Origin of the sequence: Clostridioides sp. ES-S-0048-02, from assembly GCF_020658495.1 — a bacterium.
Classification (GTDB): Bacteria; Bacillota; Clostridia; order Peptostreptococcales; family Peptostreptococcaceae; genus Clostridioides.
In genome coordinates, this window is sequence record NZ_JACVWH010000015.1 from 14,829 (window position 1) to 34,733 (window position 19,905).

Below are 19,905 nucleotides of genomic sequence, written 5' to 3' on the forward strand. Positions count from 1 at the left end.
ACTCAGTCCATCATCATTCAAATAACATACTAATGCTTCTGCTTAAATAACTTCTTTACTCTTTATGTATAAATTTATGTACAGATAAACTTGAAACTGTTTATTAAATATTTTTTTCTTTCAATCTATCTGAATCTTCTAATACATAAGTATTATGTCGATAGCGTCCTGTTGCACGATGGTTATGATAAAATTCTTTTTTATCAGCATACATGAGTTCGTCTGCAGTTTTTATAATGAATTGAATATTTTCACAATTTTCTTCCCATTTTGAACCAATGGCAGCTTTACATTCATCATTCATAAAATTATTCCTTAATTTTTGAACTTTTTCATTGAATTCATTCTCACTTATATCTATGCAAATAATTACAAATTCATCACCACCAATTCGATAGTAGGAACCTATTTCAAAGCTATTTTGAATGATTTTTGCACATGCTTTAAGCAACTCATCACCAGAATCATGTCCCAAATTATCATTGATTTCCTTGAGTCCGTTTACATCTAAATATACTACGCCAATAGAATTTTTTTCGCCCACAAGGTTATCAATATCGTGAATATAACGGTTTCTATTATAAAAAGAAGTAAGAGTGTCTAAGTAACTTAAACGATAAAGAACTTCCTCATTTTCATTTCTATGCATTGCAATCATAATAAAATAACTAAGAGTTTCAAGAAATGTAGCTGCATTTTCCGTTAAGTTTATAGGGGGGTTATCCAGTCCAATACATCCATCTAATTTTCCATTACGCTCTAATGGAACCATGACCAGACGCTTAATTTTCTGTTGTAAAAGAATCTCATATTCAAACTCCATAGTCAATTTTAAGTCTTCTATATCATGAATAACTACATTGCCTCGCTTTTGAAACACATTGAGCCACATTGCAAAATCTGACTGTGGTAAATCCTGTAGGTTATCAATTTGTGGAATTATACCTTCTTTACACCATTCTGCAATATTAGATAGATTATCACCATGAAATAAGAAAATGTAGGCACGTTCAGCTAAAAACAAATTTCCTACCTGTTCCAATACATAATTAGTAGCATCTAACGTTTCATGATTGCGATAAAGTTCTCGAATACACTCAACAAGAACATTATCTCTCTTCAAACGGCTCTCTAGTTCAATTTTTTCATTAGTTGCTTCAGTAATATCAAATGCAATTTCCATTCTTGCTGTGCGGCCCTCCCACTCCATTAATCTATCTTTTAATAAGTAGTGGCGTTTAGTGATTGGGTTTGTATGTTCCCAAGTATAATTTTCATCCTTTTTTAGAATAGAATTCTGACAGAATGAACATGGAGAATCAAATCCCTGCAATACTTTATAACACTTCAAATGCTCTTCGTCATTGATATTGAAAGTTTTCTTTCCAGCTTCATTGACAAATAGCAAATCATAGGTATCAATGTCTGATATATACATTAGTTCTGTTATTTCATTTATAGGAACAAGCAATTCTTGCAACCTTTTTGATAACTGTTCGTTCTTTAGTTTATTCTCATTTTCAGCTTCAATCAATCTTCTGCGACGTTTATCTTGGCAGAAAGCAAAAACAGTACATAGCCCTGCCATCAATATAAACACTATATTAATATAAAACAATAAATTTCGAGCATCTTGAACGATTTTATCAGTATATACCTCTGCAACCATTACTAACTGGTCCGCTAAGTTAAAGTAATCTTCACTCATCTCAAACAGTTTGTCCCCAGAACTACCATCTCTATAACTCATGATTTCTACCTTAATATCTGACCAATCCTTTTTCATTTCTATTAATAATGATTGATACTCTTCACTTTCAAGTCTTATTAAATTAAGTTCAGCACTTCCATTAGAAAGCCCTGTTAGTATATCATCTAGGTGTGCAATCAAACTATCATCCTGTACATGAGCAAGTTCTTTTTTTATCAGTCTCTGTGTAGCACCACGGATAATACCTGTATAATTGATAACACGTGCATCTCCCTCAAGGTTGTTGATAGAACGAACTGACAATATACCTGTCAAAATTAGGGCAATGCTCAAGATAAGTGGAACTGCCCCTATTCGCAATTTTGCGAATACTATCTTCATATTGTATAGTCTTCCCAATATTCTATAGTCCTCCCAATATCTGGTTTAATTTTATGTTTACAATTATTATATCACAATAATAATCCATAACAGATTTAGATTTCAAAGCTACAGTTAATTTTATTAGTAGTTATCCTCCTCCTATATCAACTACTATGAACAAATAAAAATATTAAGTAAAAATGTTCATAGCAACTCCTACTTTATTTTGGAATCTTTTTCTTTAATAGTAAATTACATCCATTTAACCCTTATACCCCTACGAATTGAATTGTACTCAACAAATACCCTTAAATCTGCCTAGTTTTAATAAATTTTCTTTAAATATTTTCTTTAAACTAATTAAACTTCTCTAAGGAAATTTCATTTTAATTTTTTATTCTTATTTCTTTATTAAATTATAATTTCTATTGAGATTCAAAATAATAGATATAGATAAGTCTATCTATCTTATTTTTTAACACAGTATTTCAAATATATTTATATCCTTTTTGTCTATAATTTACTTCTATTTATATAATTGTATAAAAGTTGAGAGAAAATTGAGTTTTATGACTTACACTCTTCTTATACAAAAAAGGAGTGTGTTTTTTATGATTATAAAAGCAAAACAACTATCAAAAATATATGGTTCTAATAACAACAAAGTTATTGCATTAAACAACATTGATTTAGAAATAAACTCAGGTGAATTTGTTTCTATCATTGGACCTTCTGGAAGTGGAAAAAGTACACTTTTACATATCTTGAGTGGATTAGATAGTCCTACATCTGGGCAGGTATTACTTGATGGGAAAGATATGTATAAATATAGTGAAAAGGAACTTTCCACTCTTAGAAGAAAATGTTTTGGATTTGTATTTCAACAGTTTAATCTACTACCAGTTTTGACAGCTTCAGAAAATATTTCAATGCCTGTATTATTAGATAAAAGACAACCTGATAAAGAATACTTAAATGAAATTTCATCATTGCTTGGAATCTCAGATAGATTGCATCATCTTCCACATGAACTCTCAGGAGGTCAGCAACAAAGAGTTGCTATTGCTAGAGCATTAATTGCAAAGCCAAATGTAATATTTGCAGATGAACCTACAGGAAACTTAGACAGCAAAAGTGGTAGTGAAGTTATGAATCTTCTTATTAAAACATCAAAACAATTTAAAAAGACTCTAGTAGTAATAACTCATGATGATAGGATTGCAAAGCTTGCTGACAGACAGCTTTCAATAATTGATGGTGTACTTATGGAGGTGAAATAGTAATGAAGAATTACCTTTCACTTTCAATAAAAGAGTTAAAAAACCAAAAACTTATGACTACATTAATTGTTATTGCAATAATAATGTCAACTATAATGACAACTGTAGTAGGTCAATCAATTGGCATACTTCAAAACTTAAGAAAAGAGCAAGCTCGCTCTTTTAATGGTGATAGACATGTATCCTTTCACCAACTCAATAAAACTCAAGTTGATAAACTAAAAAAAGATAATAGAATCTACCAAGCTGGTCTTTCAACAACACTTGGTACTAGTAAAATAAAGAATAAAGGTATCTCTATACTTGTAAAAGAATACGATAAAATAGGACTTTCCAACTATCCAAAACTAATGAAACTAAAGTTTGGAAATCTTCCTAAAAATAAAAATGAGATTGCTTTAGATGAAAACACCTTACAACTTATGGGAATAAAACCAAAACTTGGTATAACTATTCCTATGGATTTAAATATCTCACTCTTAAATGATACAGAACAACCCTATGGTTATAAAACCAATTTTAAACTAAGTGGTATTTTAGAAAATGACTACACAGGCTATGCAAGTGGAATAGTAAATAGTGTTGTAGGTAAAGGTACATCAGAAAATCTATTACCTAAAAGATATGCTTTATCATCATTGGATTTTAAAATAAAGCAACAAAATAAATTTCAGGAAATTGTAAATCAATTAGCCAAAAAAGTCAATATTTCTCGTAGTTCAATTCAATACAACTGGGTTTATTTAAATACATTAGGAATTAACTTTGAAGGAGATAAAAACAGTTCCAATAGTGATAGCATGTCTATAATTATAATAATATCTTTATTTGTTGCACTCTTAGTACTACTGGCCTCTGGACTTGTAATCTATAATATTTTAAAAATTTCTGTTACAAAGAAAATCAAAGAGTATGGATGTTTAAGAGCAATTGGAGCTGAACCAAGGCAACTATATAAAATTATTATCTTACAAATTTTATTTTTATGCGCTATCGCTATACCTATTGGAGCTATAATTGGAATTGTTTCTTCTGAAAGCATAACTGAGATGGTTACGAATATTTTAAATCCAGATATATTTTTAGTAAATGACAGTAAACAAATGCCTGAGATTATACAGAGAAATTCAACAGCATACTTAATTCCACTATTATTAAGTGTTAGTATTTCACTAGTATTTTCATTTGTTGCGGCTTTACCATCAGCAATATATGCTTCACATGTTTCTCCTAAAATTGCTATGGCTGGTAGCACTATCAAAATCAAAAGAAAAATTAAGATTAAACGAGAAAAACCAATCAAAAACTTCGAAAGACATCTAGCATGGCTAAATCTAAAAAGAAATAAAGGTAGAACTATAATAACTATACTATCATTATTTATGAGTATAACAGTATTTGTTGCACTGAGTGAATTTTCTAATGTATTAGATGTATCCAAATCGGTTAGTGACTTAAAAAAAGGAGATTTTTCTTTAATAAATGAAGTGCCTGGCTTTGATAAATCTACGCTAGATAAAATAGTTAACATGAAAAATATCAATCGTACCTCTTTTATCAAATACTCTGAATATAAACAAGGGGAAATAAATACAGATATTAACTTTAAAAATGGTTCTGAAATGTTAAAAGTTATTGGAGTTGATGAACAAACTCTTAAAGAATTAATACCTTCTGTAAAAGATTCTTTATTGGAGGATTTCAAAAATGGCTCTCTATGTCTTATAAAAAATCCAATTGCTATTTCTACATCAGATACAAAATTTAAGGCTACAAATCTAAAACCAAAGGATAATATTACAATTAATAAAAAACAATTAAAAGTATACAATACTGTAGATAAAATGATTAATTTGCAGGGTAATGGTTGGTTAAATGGTATTGATGTTATTGTATATGATACTGTATATGACACCCTAACAAATAAAAATAGATTCAGTCAGATAAATGTTTATGCTAAAGATAAATCAAATTTAGAAGAAATAAAATTATCTATTGAACAAATTTGCAAAAACAATCCAGGTTCTCGTTGGATATCGTATATTGAATCAGACAACCAACTTAAAGAAAGTTTCAAACAAATACAATTTTTAGCATGGACTATTATACTATTTGTAGGTTTGATTGGTACTTTAAACATTATTAACACAACTCATACAAACATTAATACTAGAATTAATGAAATTGGAGTTAAGAGAGCTATTGGTATGAGTAACAGTAGTTTATACAAAATGTTTTTATGGGAAGGTTGTTATTATGGAATCTCTGCTTCTATATTTGGTTCAATTGCAGGATATGCCAGTACTGTTATAATAAACATGGCTACTATAGAAAAAATTGATTTTACTAATATCCCAATTGTTTCGATTTCACAAGCTACACTTGTTTCTATAATTGCATGTATTATAGCCACTCTTATTCCTTTAAGGAGAATTAAAAAAATGGATATTATTGATTGTATAGATATTATAGAATGATAATAATAAATTAATATCTATAAATAAAACATAATAAGTTATCTTTTTAAAACTATAATCCTATAGATTTTTTGATTATATATCTTTATGACCACAAATATTGCTATCGCCTTTATTTATGGTCTTTTTTTATGTTTTCATTTGGTGTATATTTACATATACTCTCGTATCTTGATATATTTTATGGTTTAAAAGTAGTAAATTAGCAAAAATAGTATATAAGTTTAATACAATTTGTAAAATCAAACGATTTTGAGAAAAATCACATTAATTGACTTTTAAATACACAGTTATCTATTTCTTTTGATTTTCTACAGTATGTCAGCTAGATTTACTTTGCCTAATTTAAAGTATTTATTCATCTATAAGATTATATTTCTTTATACATCTAACATAATTTGCTACTAAATAATAATTATTTATATCATCTTCATCTAATCCTTTAAATGCAGTTATTTCATCAGCAAGTTCACTACTACCTTCCACAAAAACACAACCTGTTTCAAATTCCATACCTACAACAATAGAACAACCACTATAAACTTCTTCTTGATTTTCATATAAAGTCTTTGCTTTTCCTTCATTTTGAATTGTAAATACAATAGGTTTTAATTCTCTATTGCTTGGTATCTTTTTTGAAAAAGGTTTGTTTAACTTAATATTATTAATGACTACATTTTTAAATTCTTCCGAAGCTTCTTCTTTTAGTGTATACTTTTGTTTCAAATATTCTACTAATTCCAAAATAGACTTAGCATTTACATTTAAAGTACTTCTATATTTTTCATATACAGCTTTCCATTCTTTAACTTTTTGTTGTAATACTTCCTGTGTATCTATATTTATTTTTCCTTCTGGCATTTTTTTCATATAAAATCTCCATCCAATCTTTATGTAATCTTATTAATACATTTCATTATAAAAACATTGATTTATTAATTTTAATATTTACATCGTACTTCTAAAAACTTTACAAGTCAATGTAATTTTACTATCTTTGGTTTATAACAGTTTAGAATTAATTTCTTTTATAATGGTAATAGATTAATATTATTTCTGGAGGGCATATTTATGTTTTTAAATAGAATTGAACTTTTCAAAGGATATTCTTTATATAAGTTATTAATTAATAAACATGACATTATGTTGTCATGTTTATTGTGCTATTATGTTTTTAAAATTCTTTTGCTTTACAATTACTTTTTATAGTATTTAAGGCTTAAAATTAAGGAGCTTAAACATATGAAGATAAATATAAAATCAACTTTAAATGAATTTATTAAAAATAATAATCTTTTTGAGGATAATGAAGTCTTATCATATCTTCCCAATATAACAATAGATACAGACTCTATAAAAACTATAATGATTAACGAAGTTGTACCAAGTAATCCTAATGATGATTTTTATAGTTTAGATGAGCATGCTGACTACTTAAAAAATACAATCCCTTTATTCCAAAATGCAGGTATAAAAGTATCTAGCATAAACGATATCTTAAATCTAGGCATATATATAACAAATGCAGTAAAATTACCTAAATCAGAATATACAATAACTCGCGACACTATTCAATCGCACATGCCTATTTTAGAAGAAGAAATTAAATTATTCAGCAATCTAAAGGTAATAATGTTAATGGGAGATGTAGCAAAAAAATCTTTTAATATGATTACTAAAAAACATACAAAAAAGAATGCAGTTCCTTCTATTTCAACATACAAACTTCGTAATAATGAACTTTATTATGACAATTTACGAATATTTCCATCATATATTATGACTGGTGGGAACTTATTGATTGAAAAATCAAAATTCGAAATGGCCTCAGAAGATATTCAAAAAATGATAGAACTTATAAAATAATAGAAAAGTGCCTCATAAAAACGCTTTGAGGCACTCTACTTTTCAAATCATAAGTTATAATTATAGTACTTTTTTTATAGTAAATTTAAATTTTTATTTAATATTATTTATCACTAACCTTTAATATTGTCCATCATTGAACAAATCAAACTTATCTATTTTTCTAAAAATATATCCTTTACTGTAACATCTGGATGGTGATACTTCTTTCTATCTGTCAAAAACGATTTTTTTATATTAATAGCCTCTTTTGGACACCAATGAAAACAGGCTAAACATCTTTCACACTCATTACCCCACTTTGGTTTTCTGTCAACTATACTTATGTTTTCTAATGGACAAACTCTTTTGCATGTTCCGCACCCATTACAATTATCTTCTGCAAAAAATTTAGTGGTGGCAATCTGCATGTTTTTACCTACTAGACGAAGTACAACACTATCTATATGTGACTTTAAATTGTTTTTTCCCTCTATATTTCCAAATTCCAAGTTATTGATACATTTTGCAACTTCAGCTACTCTATTAGTTTGACTTCTCAATCTTTCCTCTTCAACATCTGGAGGTGTTATCAAAGCATTTCCAGGCATATTAATTAAAAAACCAGCAGATAATTTTTTACCCTTTTTCTTAAGTAATTTATCTATAGTAAATAAACTGTGTCCAGCCACCCCATTGCAAGTGGCAATAGCATATATATGAGTATTACTATTAAAATTTAACTTATCTATAAAAAACTTTACTATATCAGGAACATCAGCGAAATAAACTGGAAAAACAATTATCAATATATCTTCATTTACGTCTATATGTCTTTCTTTTCTATGTATAGCTAAAGGTATTACTTCCCCATTTTCATTTAACATTTCTTTTAAAGTCTTTGAAACCACTAAAGAGTTTCCTGTTCCAGAAAAATAATAAATCTTAGAACTCATCCTTATCCCTCTTTCTATTGTTTTGTATCATCAATGAGTTAAAAAGACTTCTTAAAACATAGTTTATACTTATTTACTGAGTTTATCTAAAGCTTCAGTAAATAAAGACAGCTCCTCATCTGAAATAGTTTTAAATGTCTCTGTTGCATATATATCTGCAATTTTATTTAATGGCTCTTCCAATTTTCTGCCTACATCTGTTAAAAATATTTGAAATTTTCGTCTATCTTTAACATCTACTTTACGAACAATCAATCCTTTATTTTTCATAACATCTAAAATTCTTGTTGTATTAGATTTATCCTTACATGATTTTTCGCACAAATCTATTTGAGAAATTCCATCTTGTTCCCATAGAAATCTTAATAAAGCATAATGATCAGTTGTTATATCATACCCATTTTGCTTAAACATCTTTTTTAAATCTTCTTTTACTTTCAATGAAGTACTTATTAACTTACTTGTAACTTCATATAATTTCTCAAAATCTCTCATAATACCTCCATCTAAATAATACCTTGCGCCTCCCATCTATCAATTATTCCTTTATATTGCTCAATATTTTTAAATGCCATTGGCTTTAAAATAATATTCATAGCAATAAAGTCGTAGATTTGAGAAAACACAGGTGGATTTTTCTTTTCCTCTATACAATAAACAAATTTTTTAGATACCTTTTGTATCTTTGATTCTACTCTTTCAACTATAGGATTTTGATTAAATCCAACCTTTACAGATAAATGACCACAAACATAACCTCCTGAATCTAAAACCATTGATTTCATAAAAGAAATAGCTTTTGAACCACGAGCATTTTCATATGTTGTAACTGCTATACATGGTTTATGATACAATAATCGCTCTAACATCATATGAGCTCTATCTGTAAACACCTTAAAAAGACCAGTTACACTACTTCCATAAGTTGGACTACCAAATATAACGCCATCACTCTTAGTAATTATATCATGAATATACTCTACTTTATCATTTTGATTAATACACTTACCTATTTTATAACAATTTAAACAACCAATGCAATATGATGGATTGACTTCACTTAGATTAAAAAAATTGATTTTGACATTTGGTTTAATTTTTTTTATATCTTTGCATAACTGAGTCAAAACCTTTGATGTTGCCCCATTTTTTCTAGGGCTTCCATTTATAACTGTAATTATCATAATTTATACCTCCATTTTAGTTGTTATATCAACAATAAGTATATCAACTATTTTTTTAACTGTCAATATAATCCTTATATTTAATTTTTTACCATACATACAGATTAATTAGTCATAGATATACAACTTAATTAATACTATTTATATTTAAATACATATACTTTCTAGATGACTAAAAATGAACTATTTAAAAAAATTGACAAAGCAAACTAATGATAATATACTTTATATATTACAAATGTAAGTATAAGGAGGTATCTTATGAAAAAACTACCACAGATTTCAGAAGCAGAATATCAAGTAATGAAAATCATCTGGAAATATGCTCCTATTAGTACGAATGAAGTGATTGAAAAGCTAGTAAAAACAAGTAAGTGGAGTCCTAAGACTATTCAGACAATGTTGTTGCGTTTGGTTAAAAAGGGAGCTTTGGCATATGAAAAAAATAGCAGAGTCTTTGTTTATACTCCAATTGTTAAAGAAGAAGAGTATGTATCTACAGAAAGTAGTTCTTTTTTAAATCGCTTTTATAATGGAACGCTTAATTCTATGGTACTAAATTTTTTAGAGAATGATAAATTATCAGAAGATGATATAGAAGAATTAAGACATATTTTAGATAAAAGGAAAACTAAGGAGGATAAGTAAGTATGTATGCTCCATTTTTTATTCGATTCTTGCTTAGCACAATAACCTTATCTTTTTTAATTATTATAATTTTGCTTGCTAAAAAAATATTAAAAAAACATATTTCTGCAATGTATCAATACAATATCGGGTTTATGATACTTATAATGTTAATAATCCCATTTATTCCGCTTAAATATATTAATCATTTAAATATATTTAGCTATATATCTAGTTTTACTCAGATTGAAAATAATACAGCAAATACTTCTATTGTAAAAAACTCTTCAGACAGTATAATTAATAATTCAAATGCATTAAAAGATTTTTCAGTATCTTTGAGTCAATCTAATTTCGATAATTTAAATATTTTATTGCTAACATTATGGATAATTGGAATTACAACCATGATAATTATTACAGTTCATTGTAATTTTAAAATAGGAAATATAAAAAAATCAGTACAAATTTTAGAAGATGAAGAGATACTTTCACTTTTTAAGCACTGTAAAGAAAATATAGGTTTAGATAAGAATTTTATACTATGTAAATCATCTATTATAAATACACCTATTACATTTGGATACTTTAGGCCACATATTATATTACCAAGCGAATCTATATCTAAATTATCTTTAAAAGACATAAGATATATTTTACTTCATGAATTACAACACTCTAAAAACAAAGATATTTTAGTAAATTATCTAATGTGTTTTTTCCAAATATTATATTGGTTTAATCCTCTTATCTGGTATGCACTTAAAGAAATGAGATTAGACCGTGAGATTGCATGTGATATTTCAGTTTTAAAAAGACTTGATGAGAATAGCTACATAGAATATGGACATACCATAATAAATTTTATAGACAATCTATCAAAACCATCTAATCTCACACTTACTTCAGATATTGGTGGTTCAAAAAAGCAAATAAAAAGACGTATATTAAAGATAACAGATTTCCAAATTGAGTCAAAAGCTTTAAAACTTAAAAGTATTTTAATTTTTACAATAATAGCTTTAATTGTATTTGGAAGTAGCCCTACACTATCCATTATGGCAGATGTCAATGAAAAATATAATATTACAAGTAATCAAACTTTATATGAAGATTTAAGTCAGTATTTCAAGGGTTTTGATGGGAGTTTTGTAATGTATGATTTAGAGTCCAATCAGTATCATATTTATAATGAAGAAAAAAGTAAAACGAGAATTTCACCAGACTCCACTTATAAAATTTATAGTGCTTTGTTGGGATTAGAAAATGGTGTGATAACAAGAGATAATTCATACATTCATTGGGATGGGAAGTATTCTACTAATGATTCTTGGAATAAAGACCATGACTTATTTTCCGCTATGGAAAACTCTGTTAACTGGTATTTTCAAGATTTAGACAAAAAAAATGGTATGAAAAACGTACAAACTTATCTAAAAAAAATTAACTATGGAAATTGTGATGTTTCATCTGGGATATCAAACTATTGGTTAGAATCTTCTTTGAAAATCTCACCTATTGAACAGGTAAATTTACTTAAAGATTTTTATACAAATAAATTTGAATTTAAAGATGACAATATAAAAACTGTAAAAGATTCATTATTGATATCTAAAGAAGCTGGAGTATCGCTTTATGGAAAAACTGGTACTGCTAATATAAATGGAAAAGATGTAAATGGTTGGTTTATAGGCTATGTAGAAAAAAATGGAAATACTTATTTATTTGCAACAAACATTCAAAGTAAAGATTATTCTAATGGTATCACAGCAGCCAAAATAACATTGTCTATTTTAAATGATAAAAAAATATATAAGACAAATTAATGCAAATATACTTTTAAAATTACAATAAAAAAATTTGATGGTTGTAATTTGTTTACACATATCTATATAAATACTCTAAATATGTGATTTTATTTATAAATAGTTTAAATATTTATGTAAGTTTTTATTTATTTACATAAAACCTAATACTTTTTCTTTAAGATTTAAAAACTTCATACAATATTCAAATTAATTCTCTATAAAATTCATATACAAGGTTTATTATATAAACATAGAAGATAGTAAAACTAGCTTAAAAACATAATATAATACCCTATACAAATAGTGGCAACTCTCCCTCACATCCTCAATTGTTGCCACTATTTTATTTTTTGAACTAATAAGAGACTTCACTATATAGTGAAGTCTCTTATTAGTTTGACTTTTATCTAAAAATAAGCCAAAAATATAATCTCTAATACATCATATTAATCTTCAAATACTGATTTTATAATAGGTATAACATAATGGCTTCCTCCACGATGTTTCACATCTTCGACCATAGCTAATGCTAAATACTGTTTGTCACTATTTTCATCAACTGTAAAAGCATTAAACCATCCAAGCTCTGTTCCAGTAGTATCATCTTTTGATGCTTTAATTTCTGCTGTACCAGTTTTTCCAGCAATAGTAACTCCTTCAGTTTTAGCACTATGGCCTGTTCCATTTGGATTTTCAATAACTTGAATTAAATCATCACGAATAATTTTCACAGACTCTTTAGAAAACACATCTTTTTTCCAGAATTCAGTCTGTGGATTTTCTTTAAATTCAAGATAAGGCCTTATCATACTTCCATCATTGACAAAAGTTGAATATATTGATGCCATATGTACTGGATTTACAAGTACTTTACCTTGACCATACCCACTATCTGCTAATTGTATTTCTGTATCAAATTTATTGTCAGTACCAAATTTTGAAGAAGCTAATCCAAATTCAAATGGTATACTTTCTTCAAATCCCAGTTTTAACAATTCTTTTGATAATACATTTTCACCTATTTTTAATGCTGCTTTGGCAAAGTAAATATTATCAGAGTAAATCAATGCATTTTTCATATTTACAGTATTTCCATAATCCTTTAATGTAGTTACCTTATAACTTCCCCAACTAGAATCTTTTTGCCAACTAAGACCACTATGTCCAAAATTTTCATTAGGATTAATCTTTCCTGTTGTTATACCAATACCAGCAGTAACTGGTTTGAAAGAAGACCCAGGGCATAGTCTGGCTTTAAATCTATTATACATTGGTTTATTTTCATTTTCATTGAGTTCCTTCCATCTATCCCCTGACATACCTAGTATAAATTCATTTGGATTGTATGATGGACTACTTACAAGAGATAAAATCTCTCCTGTTTTAGGATTCATAACTACTGCGCAACCTTTATCATTTTTCAACTGGTCATATAATTTACTCTGTATCTTCGAATCAATGGTCAGTTTGACATCTTCCCCATCTTGCTTTGGAACAATTGCTAAAGTTTCTTTTTTATCTCCATATCTATCAGCTATGATAATCTCACATCCATCAATACCACGTATTCTGTCTTCCAATAAACTTTCTAAACCAATTTTACCTATTATGCTATTAACATTGTAGTTCTTTCCCTTTTTTTCTTTTAATATTTCTGCATTCACATTTTGAACATACCCAGTTAAATGACCAGCTTTTTCACCTAGTGGATATGCTCTTACCTCTGTATTAGATATTTTAACTCCTGAAATGCTAAGTAATGATTCTTGTAATGATTTATCTTTTTCTTTTACAGATCCATCTGGATTTTCTTCTATTTTTTCAATAGTTTTTATAGGTACCATTGAGTTTTCTTTTACCCAAGATGCATCTAATTTTTTTTGGATTTTCTCAACTGGTATATCTAGTAAATCAGATAGTTTTTTTAGGTCTTCTACATTATTACTCATCTTTCCAGGCACTAATCCTATAACAGATGCAAGACCTTGACCAGCAAGTACTTCACCATTTCTATCTAAAATATTTCCTCTTTTAGCTTTAAGTGTTGATACTAGAACCTTATTATCATTTTCAAGTTCTGGAAATATAACTTTTGACTGCCATCTTATTCTATAGTTTTTTTGCTTGTCTTTAGTCAACAATACTTCATTTGAAAATGAGATTTCTCCTGCTAAAGTGTTTATTTTAGAATCATAATTTATTTTTGTACCTTCATCTTCATCTTTTTTAATGCCCTTAATATCAATACTTATATTGTGTGCACTAATTCCTTCGTATATTTTTTTATTTCTAGAGATAAAATCTTCTTTTTTGTTTTCTAGTTTACTTTTCTCATCTAATAGATTGTACATTTTTTCATATTGTCTTTCATTTGCGAAAGACATATACTGTTTTAATACTTCATCTGGTTTGATTTTATTAAATCCATTCAATACAAAATTAATTGTAAGACCAATAATAACTGTAACTAAACAGATTAAAGCTCCAAGGATTAGTAATTTCTTTGTTTTTATCTTTTTTTTCATACAAACCCCCTTATTCTTCAATATATTACATATGTAAGCTTTAAATTTAAAATAAGCCCATAAATATATCAATTATATACTTTTTTATTGGTCTATTGTTTTTAAATATACTCATAAAAAATATGTATCTTAAATATTATAATTGATAGTAATTTATATATTACATATGTAAGTTTTAAAAGTCAATATTATTATTACTATCTTTAATAAATTTCTTTCTTAATTTAAAATAAATTAAGTTATCTTACACCTAACTGTTTTATACTATATAAATTTAAATTGACAAAGCGACATAAGTGTCTTATAATCAAAAGCGACACGCATGTCGCAAAGGAGGAAAATCTATGGCAACAAAGGGAATACAAACTAAACAATTTATTATTGATACTTCAATAAGGTTATTTTCTGAAAAAGGCTACAGTAATGTAACTATGAAAGATGTTTGTGAAGCATGTAATTTAAGTCGTGGTGGTCTATACAGACATTTTAATTCAACAAAAGAAATTTTTATTGATATGCTAAATTCTCATAAAGACAATGCTAAAAATTTATTAGATGAAAGTATCAAAGAAAATATATCAGCTAGGCAAATGTTAGAGTATTTTCTTAATCAACAAAAGTCAGAAATACAAAGTGAATATTCTGGACTAGATTTTGCAATCCATGAATTTGCTTTTGTAGAAAAAGACCAGCGTGATTATATGAACAAAAGATATAACTCAGCTATTACAATGCTTTCGAAGTTAATAGATTATGGACAATCTAAAAATGAATTTAAAAAATGTAATTCTACAATACTTGCAACACACATAATGTTCTTGTTTGATAGTATGAAGACATCCGCACCTGTTTTAATACTTACAGATAACGATATTGATAATCAAATAAATCTTATAAAGGATATGGTGATTTTATATGAATAAACAACAATTCCATAAAATTGACTTACAAAACTGGGAACGATATACACATTTTTATTATTTTTCAAAGATGACAAATGTAGGATTTGATTTAACTATAGAAATAGATATTACTCATTTACTTGATGAAACGAAAAAGAAAAATATCAAATTTTATCCAGCATATCTATATATAGTAACAACTTGTTTAAATCGATATAAAGAACTAAAGATTGCATATGATGAAAATGAACTAGGATATTGGGATACTTTAACTCCATTCTATGCAATTTTTCATGATGATAATAAAACTTTTTCATCAATATGGACAGAATACAATAAAGATTTTTCAATATTCTATAAGAGTTACTTAAATGATGTTGAACAATATGGAAAAAATTATGGTTTTTTAGCAAAACCTAATCCTCCAAAAAATTGCTATACTGTTTCATGTCTTCCATGGATTAGTTTTAAAAGCTTTACTGTACATAATCATGGTCTTGAAAATTATTATTTCCCTACAGTTGAATCAGGTAAGTATCATCAAAAAGATGAAAAAATACTTCTCCCTCTTTCTATAACAGTACATCATGCAGCTACTGATGGATACCATGTAAGTTGTTTTATTGATGATATACAAAAAATGTGCTTTAATACTGATACATGGCTATTCTAAAAAACATCTGTATTATAACCATGTATTATAATATTTATAATCTAGGATAAACAATCACATTGCACTGATAGGATAATGTGATTGTTTACTTATTTTAATTATAACTATTTATTTTTTCTTTAATTTTATTTAGTTCTCAATTTTATTTAAATATTTTACTCTTTTAGTGCATCCCACAGTTAACAAAATTAAAGCTACTATTATTGCTGTTAAAATATAAATATAGTTCATATTAGAAAACCATCCTTTCCCATCTTCCATGTAAGTGGAAATACTTATAAAGCATCGTATAGGACTTATGATACTCATATTTTGCAACATAGTAGGCATTTTATCAATTGGAATAAATGAACCACCAGCAAGTGATAATATAAGAGATATACCAGTAGCAAATAAATTTGCATACATCTCTTTATTAAACAAGGAAGATACAAATGTTCCAAAAGAAGTTGCCAAAGCCGATATCCATACACCCATTAAAAGTAAATTTATATAACTGATACTAATATCAATATTAAATAATTTAATAATAGTTATAGAAACTAGATATTGAAAATATGTGATTGCAAAGTTATATAGCATATTCCCTAACACATATCCTCTTATATTTTGTGGTGAATATAATATTCTTGTAAATGTACCTGAATTCTTATCTTTAATAATCATTGATGCTGTAATAGTAGATGTTATCATTAAAAATAATACAATAAAAGCAATTATTCTTTGCAAAACCCCTAATGTATTTTCTTGTAGTTTACTTATATTTATAGGTGTTGAATCTTCTTTATATGATTCTATTAAATACTCTAATATATTATTTGTACTTTTATCTTTTATAGAATAAAGTTCGAAATTACCCTTATTAAAATATATAACAGCAGAATATTTTCCAGTTATAATATCAGTTTTAACTGTTTTAAAATCTGCAGTTTCAACATCAATTCCTTGAGTACTTTTTAATGCCTTAACCATATCTGTATAAATATTCTTTTCAGATTCATTTAAAACTTGCTCATTTTTATACTCACTTAAAATACCAATATTAAAAGGTGGTTTACTTATGTAGTTTGCCATTACTCCAAGTATTACTATAATTATTGGAAATAAGAGTGTTACTAAAAATCCTGATTTTTTATTTATATTTCTTTTAAAATTATTATTAAAAATACCTATTAGGTTCACTATATAAATGCCTCCTTTTTAAAAAATTTAACTGTAAGTACTGTAATTAAAATACTTATCATTACAAATATAGATGATATATAAAAAATAGGTTGAAAATTATTATCATAAATACAAGTAACTATACTCCTATTGACCCAAGTCAATGGTGATATATTAATTGCTAATGAAACAATTGGGTTTAATGAACTAACTGGAAAAAATACTCCTCCTAAGAAACCAAAAATCACTATTGGTATATTAATGATATTACGTAGTATATCTAAGGTTTTGCATGCAAGACCTAAAAATAAACCTATAGCTGATACTACAGTTGATTCACACACTAAAAGAAAAATAATAACTAAAAAATTTCCACCAAAACTTATCTGAAAAACACTTTTTATTATCATTAAAGTTATTACATTACACAGTGAAAGTATAATTGTACAAGAAAAAAGTTTTGAAAGTACTAGTGCTGTTATAGAAATAGGAGAAATCATATAACGATATGATGTACTAGAAATTTTCTCATCTTGTGCCGCATATGAAACACTAATAATTCCCATAAGTACACAAAATGGTATTGTGACAATAGTATAATAGTTATATGATGTAAATTCTGTTCCATAAGATTTTGATGTTAAATATCCTAATAACATTATGATTATTAATGGAAAAACAATATTATAAAATAAAATAAAAAAATCTTTACTTCTTCTCTTTATTCCTAATCTAAACAATGGTAAAAAATATCTCATATATTATTCCTCCGAATCTCTCAAATTTGTACCTGTAAGATATAAAAAAATATCCTCCAAGGTCTTGAAACCAAGTTTTAAATACTTATCTTTGTATACGCTCTTATCTAAGTCTTCTAAAATTACTCCTTCATCAATTAAAATAATCCTATTACATAAAGCTTCTATTTCCTCCATATAGTGACTAGTGTAAATAATTGTTGTACCATTCTTATTAATCGTTTTAATTGCTTCCATAATTTTATTTCTCGATTGAGGGTCAATTCCAACTGTTGGCTCATCCATAATGAGAATTTTAGGACTATGTGCGATTGCACAAGCTATATTTAATCTGCGTTTCATTCCTCCAGAAAATTTTGATGGAAGTTCTTTGTGTCTACCCCAAAGTCCAACAAACTCTAAGGCCTCTTTAGTTCGAGATTTGAGTTCGTTTCCTCTAAAACCATACAATGAACAAAAGAATTTAACATTATCATATGCACTTAAATCTTCATATATTGCCAGTTCTTGTGGCACAACACCAATAGCACTTTTAAAAACATTTTGCTGATTTTTGATACTTTTACCTTTATAATATATATCGCCACTATCTGGAGATAAAATCGTAGTAAACATATTAATAGAGGTGCTTTTTCCTGCTCCATTTGGCCCAATAAAACCTAAAATGTCCCCTTCTAGTATTTTAAAACTCTCCCTTGATACAACTTCCTTATTTTTATATCTTTTAGATAACTTTTCAATCTCTAATAGTACATTTTCCATTTATAAAACCTCCTAATATTTTAACCAATATTATATATCCAATGTTGTATATATTGTTTTTTTAAAACACGAGTCTTTGACCCGTGTTATTATGAATAAACTTATTTTTTATTTTGTAATTTTAGTATTATTTTATCTATATTTTCTATAGCTTTGTCTGGATTATTAATTATTTCATCTCTGAGTTTTTGAACCTCTAATAGTTCACTTGTTGCCTCATTTGCAAATAAAAAATCTTCTTCTATATTTGAAAAATCTATAGATTTAATGACGTTCTGTGTTTCATAACCAACAGATATGTACTTATCAATATTATTTAGTATTTCCTCATGCCATAGTATTTGATAATTCAAATTATCAATTGTCATATCAAAGGCAATTCTTTCTGTTGGAAGGCTTTTTTTATCAATCTTTTTAATTTCTTTCCAGTTTTCCCAATACTTTTTCTGCTCTATCAGATGCTTTATATGCTTTTCAAGATTGGTTTGTATAGTATCTCTTGGTAATACATCTAAAATATTATACAACAAAAACTTATTTGAACCTATTGGAACTATAGGCATTTGCAGTTCTTTTTGTAGTTCTTCTCTTAGCTCCACTTTACCACTTTGTGTAATCTCATAAATCTTACGAATTCTAGCACCATTTTTTTCTTCTCTCAAAACTCTAACTAATCCATCTTTTTCTAACTTTGTCAAAGCATAGTAGATTGAACCAGATTGTATTTTGGTCCATCTATCTGCACCAGAAACTTGTAAAAATTTTTGAATTTCATATCCATGTGTTGGCTTAATATTTAAATAATATAAAATTAAAGTACGTATCAGAAAAATTCACCACCTTATACTCTATCTTGGATATTATACTATC

The 19,905-nt window shown here is 27.1% G+C and carries 17 protein-coding genes; 7 read left to right on the forward strand and 10 right to left on the reverse strand.

Annotated features, from left to right (window positions below):
* Nucleotides 1-103: 103 nt before the first annotated feature.
* Nucleotides 104-2,092 carry a sensor domain-containing diguanylate cyclase gene (locus IC173_RS15810; RefSeq protein ID WP_227855840.1) on the reverse strand — a complete coding sequence of 663 codons (1,989 nt, stop codon included), beginning with the start codon at nucleotides 2,090-2,092 and terminating at the stop codon, nucleotides 104-106.
* 593 nt (nucleotides 2,093-2,685) lie between these two features.
* On the opposite strand from IC173_RS15810, the gene IC173_RS15815 reads away from it, so the two are divergent.
* Nucleotides 2,686-3,354 carry an ABC transporter ATP-binding protein gene (locus tag IC173_RS15815; protein ID WP_227483347.1) on the forward strand — a complete coding sequence of 223 codons (669 nt, stop codon included), beginning with the start codon at nucleotides 2,686-2,688 and terminating at the stop codon, nucleotides 3,352-3,354.
* A gap of 2 nt (nucleotides 3,355-3,356) precedes the next feature.
* Nucleotides 3,357-5,831 carry an FtsX-like permease family protein gene (locus tag IC173_RS15820; RefSeq protein ID WP_227855841.1) on the forward strand — a complete coding sequence of 825 codons (2,475 nt, stop codon included), beginning with the start codon at nucleotides 3,357-3,359 and terminating at the stop codon, nucleotides 5,829-5,831.
* Nucleotides 5,832-6,185: 354 nt separating this feature from the next.
* On the opposite strand, the gene IC173_RS15825 is transcribed toward IC173_RS15820, so the two are convergent.
* Nucleotides 6,186-6,701 carry a hypothetical protein gene (locus IC173_RS15825; RefSeq protein WP_227855842.1) on the reverse strand — a complete coding sequence of 172 codons (516 nt, stop codon included), beginning with the start codon at nucleotides 6,699-6,701 and terminating at the stop codon, nucleotides 6,186-6,188.
* 372 nt (nucleotides 6,702-7,073) lie between these two features.
* Here IC173_RS15825 and IC173_RS15830 point away from each other — a divergent pair, with 372 nt between their 5' ends.
* Nucleotides 7,074-7,697 carry a uracil-DNA glycosylase family protein gene (locus IC173_RS15830; RefSeq protein ID WP_227435286.1) on the forward strand — a complete coding sequence of 208 codons (624 nt, stop codon included), beginning with the start codon at nucleotides 7,074-7,076 and terminating at the stop codon, nucleotides 7,695-7,697.
* Between the two features lie 155 nt (nucleotides 7,698-7,852).
* Here IC173_RS15830 and IC173_RS15835 read toward each other — a convergent pair whose 3' ends face one another.
* From IC173_RS15835 to IC173_RS15845, 3 genes are all read right to left on the reverse strand, one after another.
* The gene (locus tag IC173_RS15835; RefSeq protein ID WP_227825130.1) at nucleotides 7,853-8,632 is read right to left on the reverse strand and encodes an EFR1 family ferrodoxin; all 780 of its coding nucleotides are present in this window, start codon (nucleotides 8,630-8,632) and stop codon (nucleotides 7,853-7,855) included.
* A 69-nt stretch (nucleotides 8,633-8,701) separates the two neighbouring features.
* Entirely contained in the window at nucleotides 8,702-9,127 is a 426-nt protein-coding gene (locus IC173_RS15840; protein ID WP_227855843.1) for a MarR family transcriptional regulator, read from the reverse strand.
* Between the two features lie 11 nt (nucleotides 9,128-9,138).
* Entirely contained in the window at nucleotides 9,139-9,816 is a 678-nt protein-coding gene (locus IC173_RS15845) for a flavodoxin family protein (protein WP_227435291.1), read from the reverse strand.
* A 261-nt stretch (nucleotides 9,817-10,077) separates the two neighbouring features.
* Here IC173_RS15845 and IC173_RS15850 point away from each other — a divergent pair, with 261 nt between their 5' ends.
* On the forward strand, nucleotides 10,078-10,464 hold the full coding sequence (locus IC173_RS15850; RefSeq protein ID WP_227435294.1) for a BlaI/MecI/CopY family transcriptional regulator: 387 nt from the start codon (nucleotides 10,078-10,080) through the stop codon (nucleotides 10,462-10,464).
* A gap of 2 nt (nucleotides 10,465-10,466) precedes the next feature.
* The gene (locus tag IC173_RS15855) at nucleotides 10,467-12,269 is read left to right on the forward strand and encodes a BlaR1 family beta-lactam sensor/signal transducer (protein WP_227855844.1); all 1,803 of its coding nucleotides are present in this window, start codon (nucleotides 10,467-10,469) and stop codon (nucleotides 12,267-12,269) included.
* Between the two features lie 428 nt (nucleotides 12,270-12,697).
* Here IC173_RS15855 and IC173_RS15860 read toward each other — a convergent pair whose 3' ends face one another.
* The gene (locus tag IC173_RS15860; protein ID WP_227855845.1) at nucleotides 12,698-14,776 is read right to left on the reverse strand and encodes a penicillin-binding transpeptidase domain-containing protein; all 2,079 of its coding nucleotides are present in this window, start codon (nucleotides 14,774-14,776) and stop codon (nucleotides 12,698-12,700) included.
* 344 nt (nucleotides 14,777-15,120) lie between these two features.
* On the opposite strand from IC173_RS15860, the gene IC173_RS15865 reads away from it, so the two are divergent.
* Together IC173_RS15865 and IC173_RS15870 are read left to right on the forward strand one after the other, a co-directional pair.
* Complete coding sequence (locus tag IC173_RS15865; protein ID WP_227483354.1) at nucleotides 15,121-15,699, forward strand: TetR/AcrR family transcriptional regulator; 579 nt, start codon at nucleotides 15,121-15,123, stop codon at nucleotides 15,697-15,699.
* On the forward strand, nucleotides 15,692-16,351 hold the full coding sequence (locus tag IC173_RS15870; protein WP_227435303.1) for a CatA-like O-acetyltransferase: 660 nt from the start codon (nucleotides 15,692-15,694) through the stop codon (nucleotides 16,349-16,351). The genes IC173_RS15865 and IC173_RS15870 overlap by 8 nt, the downstream gene beginning before the upstream one ends.
* Nucleotides 16,352-16,480: 129 nt before the next feature.
* On the opposite strand, the gene IC173_RS15875 is transcribed toward IC173_RS15870, so the two are convergent.
* The 4 genes from IC173_RS15875 to IC173_RS15890 form a co-directional block, all read right to left on the reverse strand.
* Nucleotides 16,481-17,533: an ABC transporter permease gene (locus IC173_RS15875; RefSeq protein ID WP_227483355.1), complete on the reverse strand. Its 1,053-nt coding sequence runs from the start codon at nucleotides 17,531-17,533 to the stop codon at nucleotides 16,481-16,483.
* Nucleotides 17,533-18,273, reverse strand: coding sequence for an ABC transporter permease (locus IC173_RS15880; RefSeq protein ID WP_227483356.1), 741 nt, complete (start codon nucleotides 18,271-18,273; stop codon nucleotides 17,533-17,535). Before IC173_RS15880 ends, IC173_RS15875 begins: the two co-directional genes overlap by 1 nt.
* 3 nt (nucleotides 18,274-18,276) lie before the next feature.
* Nucleotides 18,277-19,035 carry an ABC transporter ATP-binding protein gene (locus IC173_RS15885; RefSeq protein WP_227483357.1) on the reverse strand — a complete coding sequence of 253 codons (759 nt, stop codon included), beginning with the start codon at nucleotides 19,033-19,035 and terminating at the stop codon, nucleotides 18,277-18,279.
* A 101-nt stretch (nucleotides 19,036-19,136) separates the two neighbouring features.
* Entirely contained in the window at nucleotides 19,137-19,868 is a 732-nt protein-coding gene (locus IC173_RS15890) for a PadR family transcriptional regulator (protein ID WP_413926960.1), read from the reverse strand.
* Between the last annotated feature and the right edge of the window lie 37 nt (nucleotides 19,869-19,905).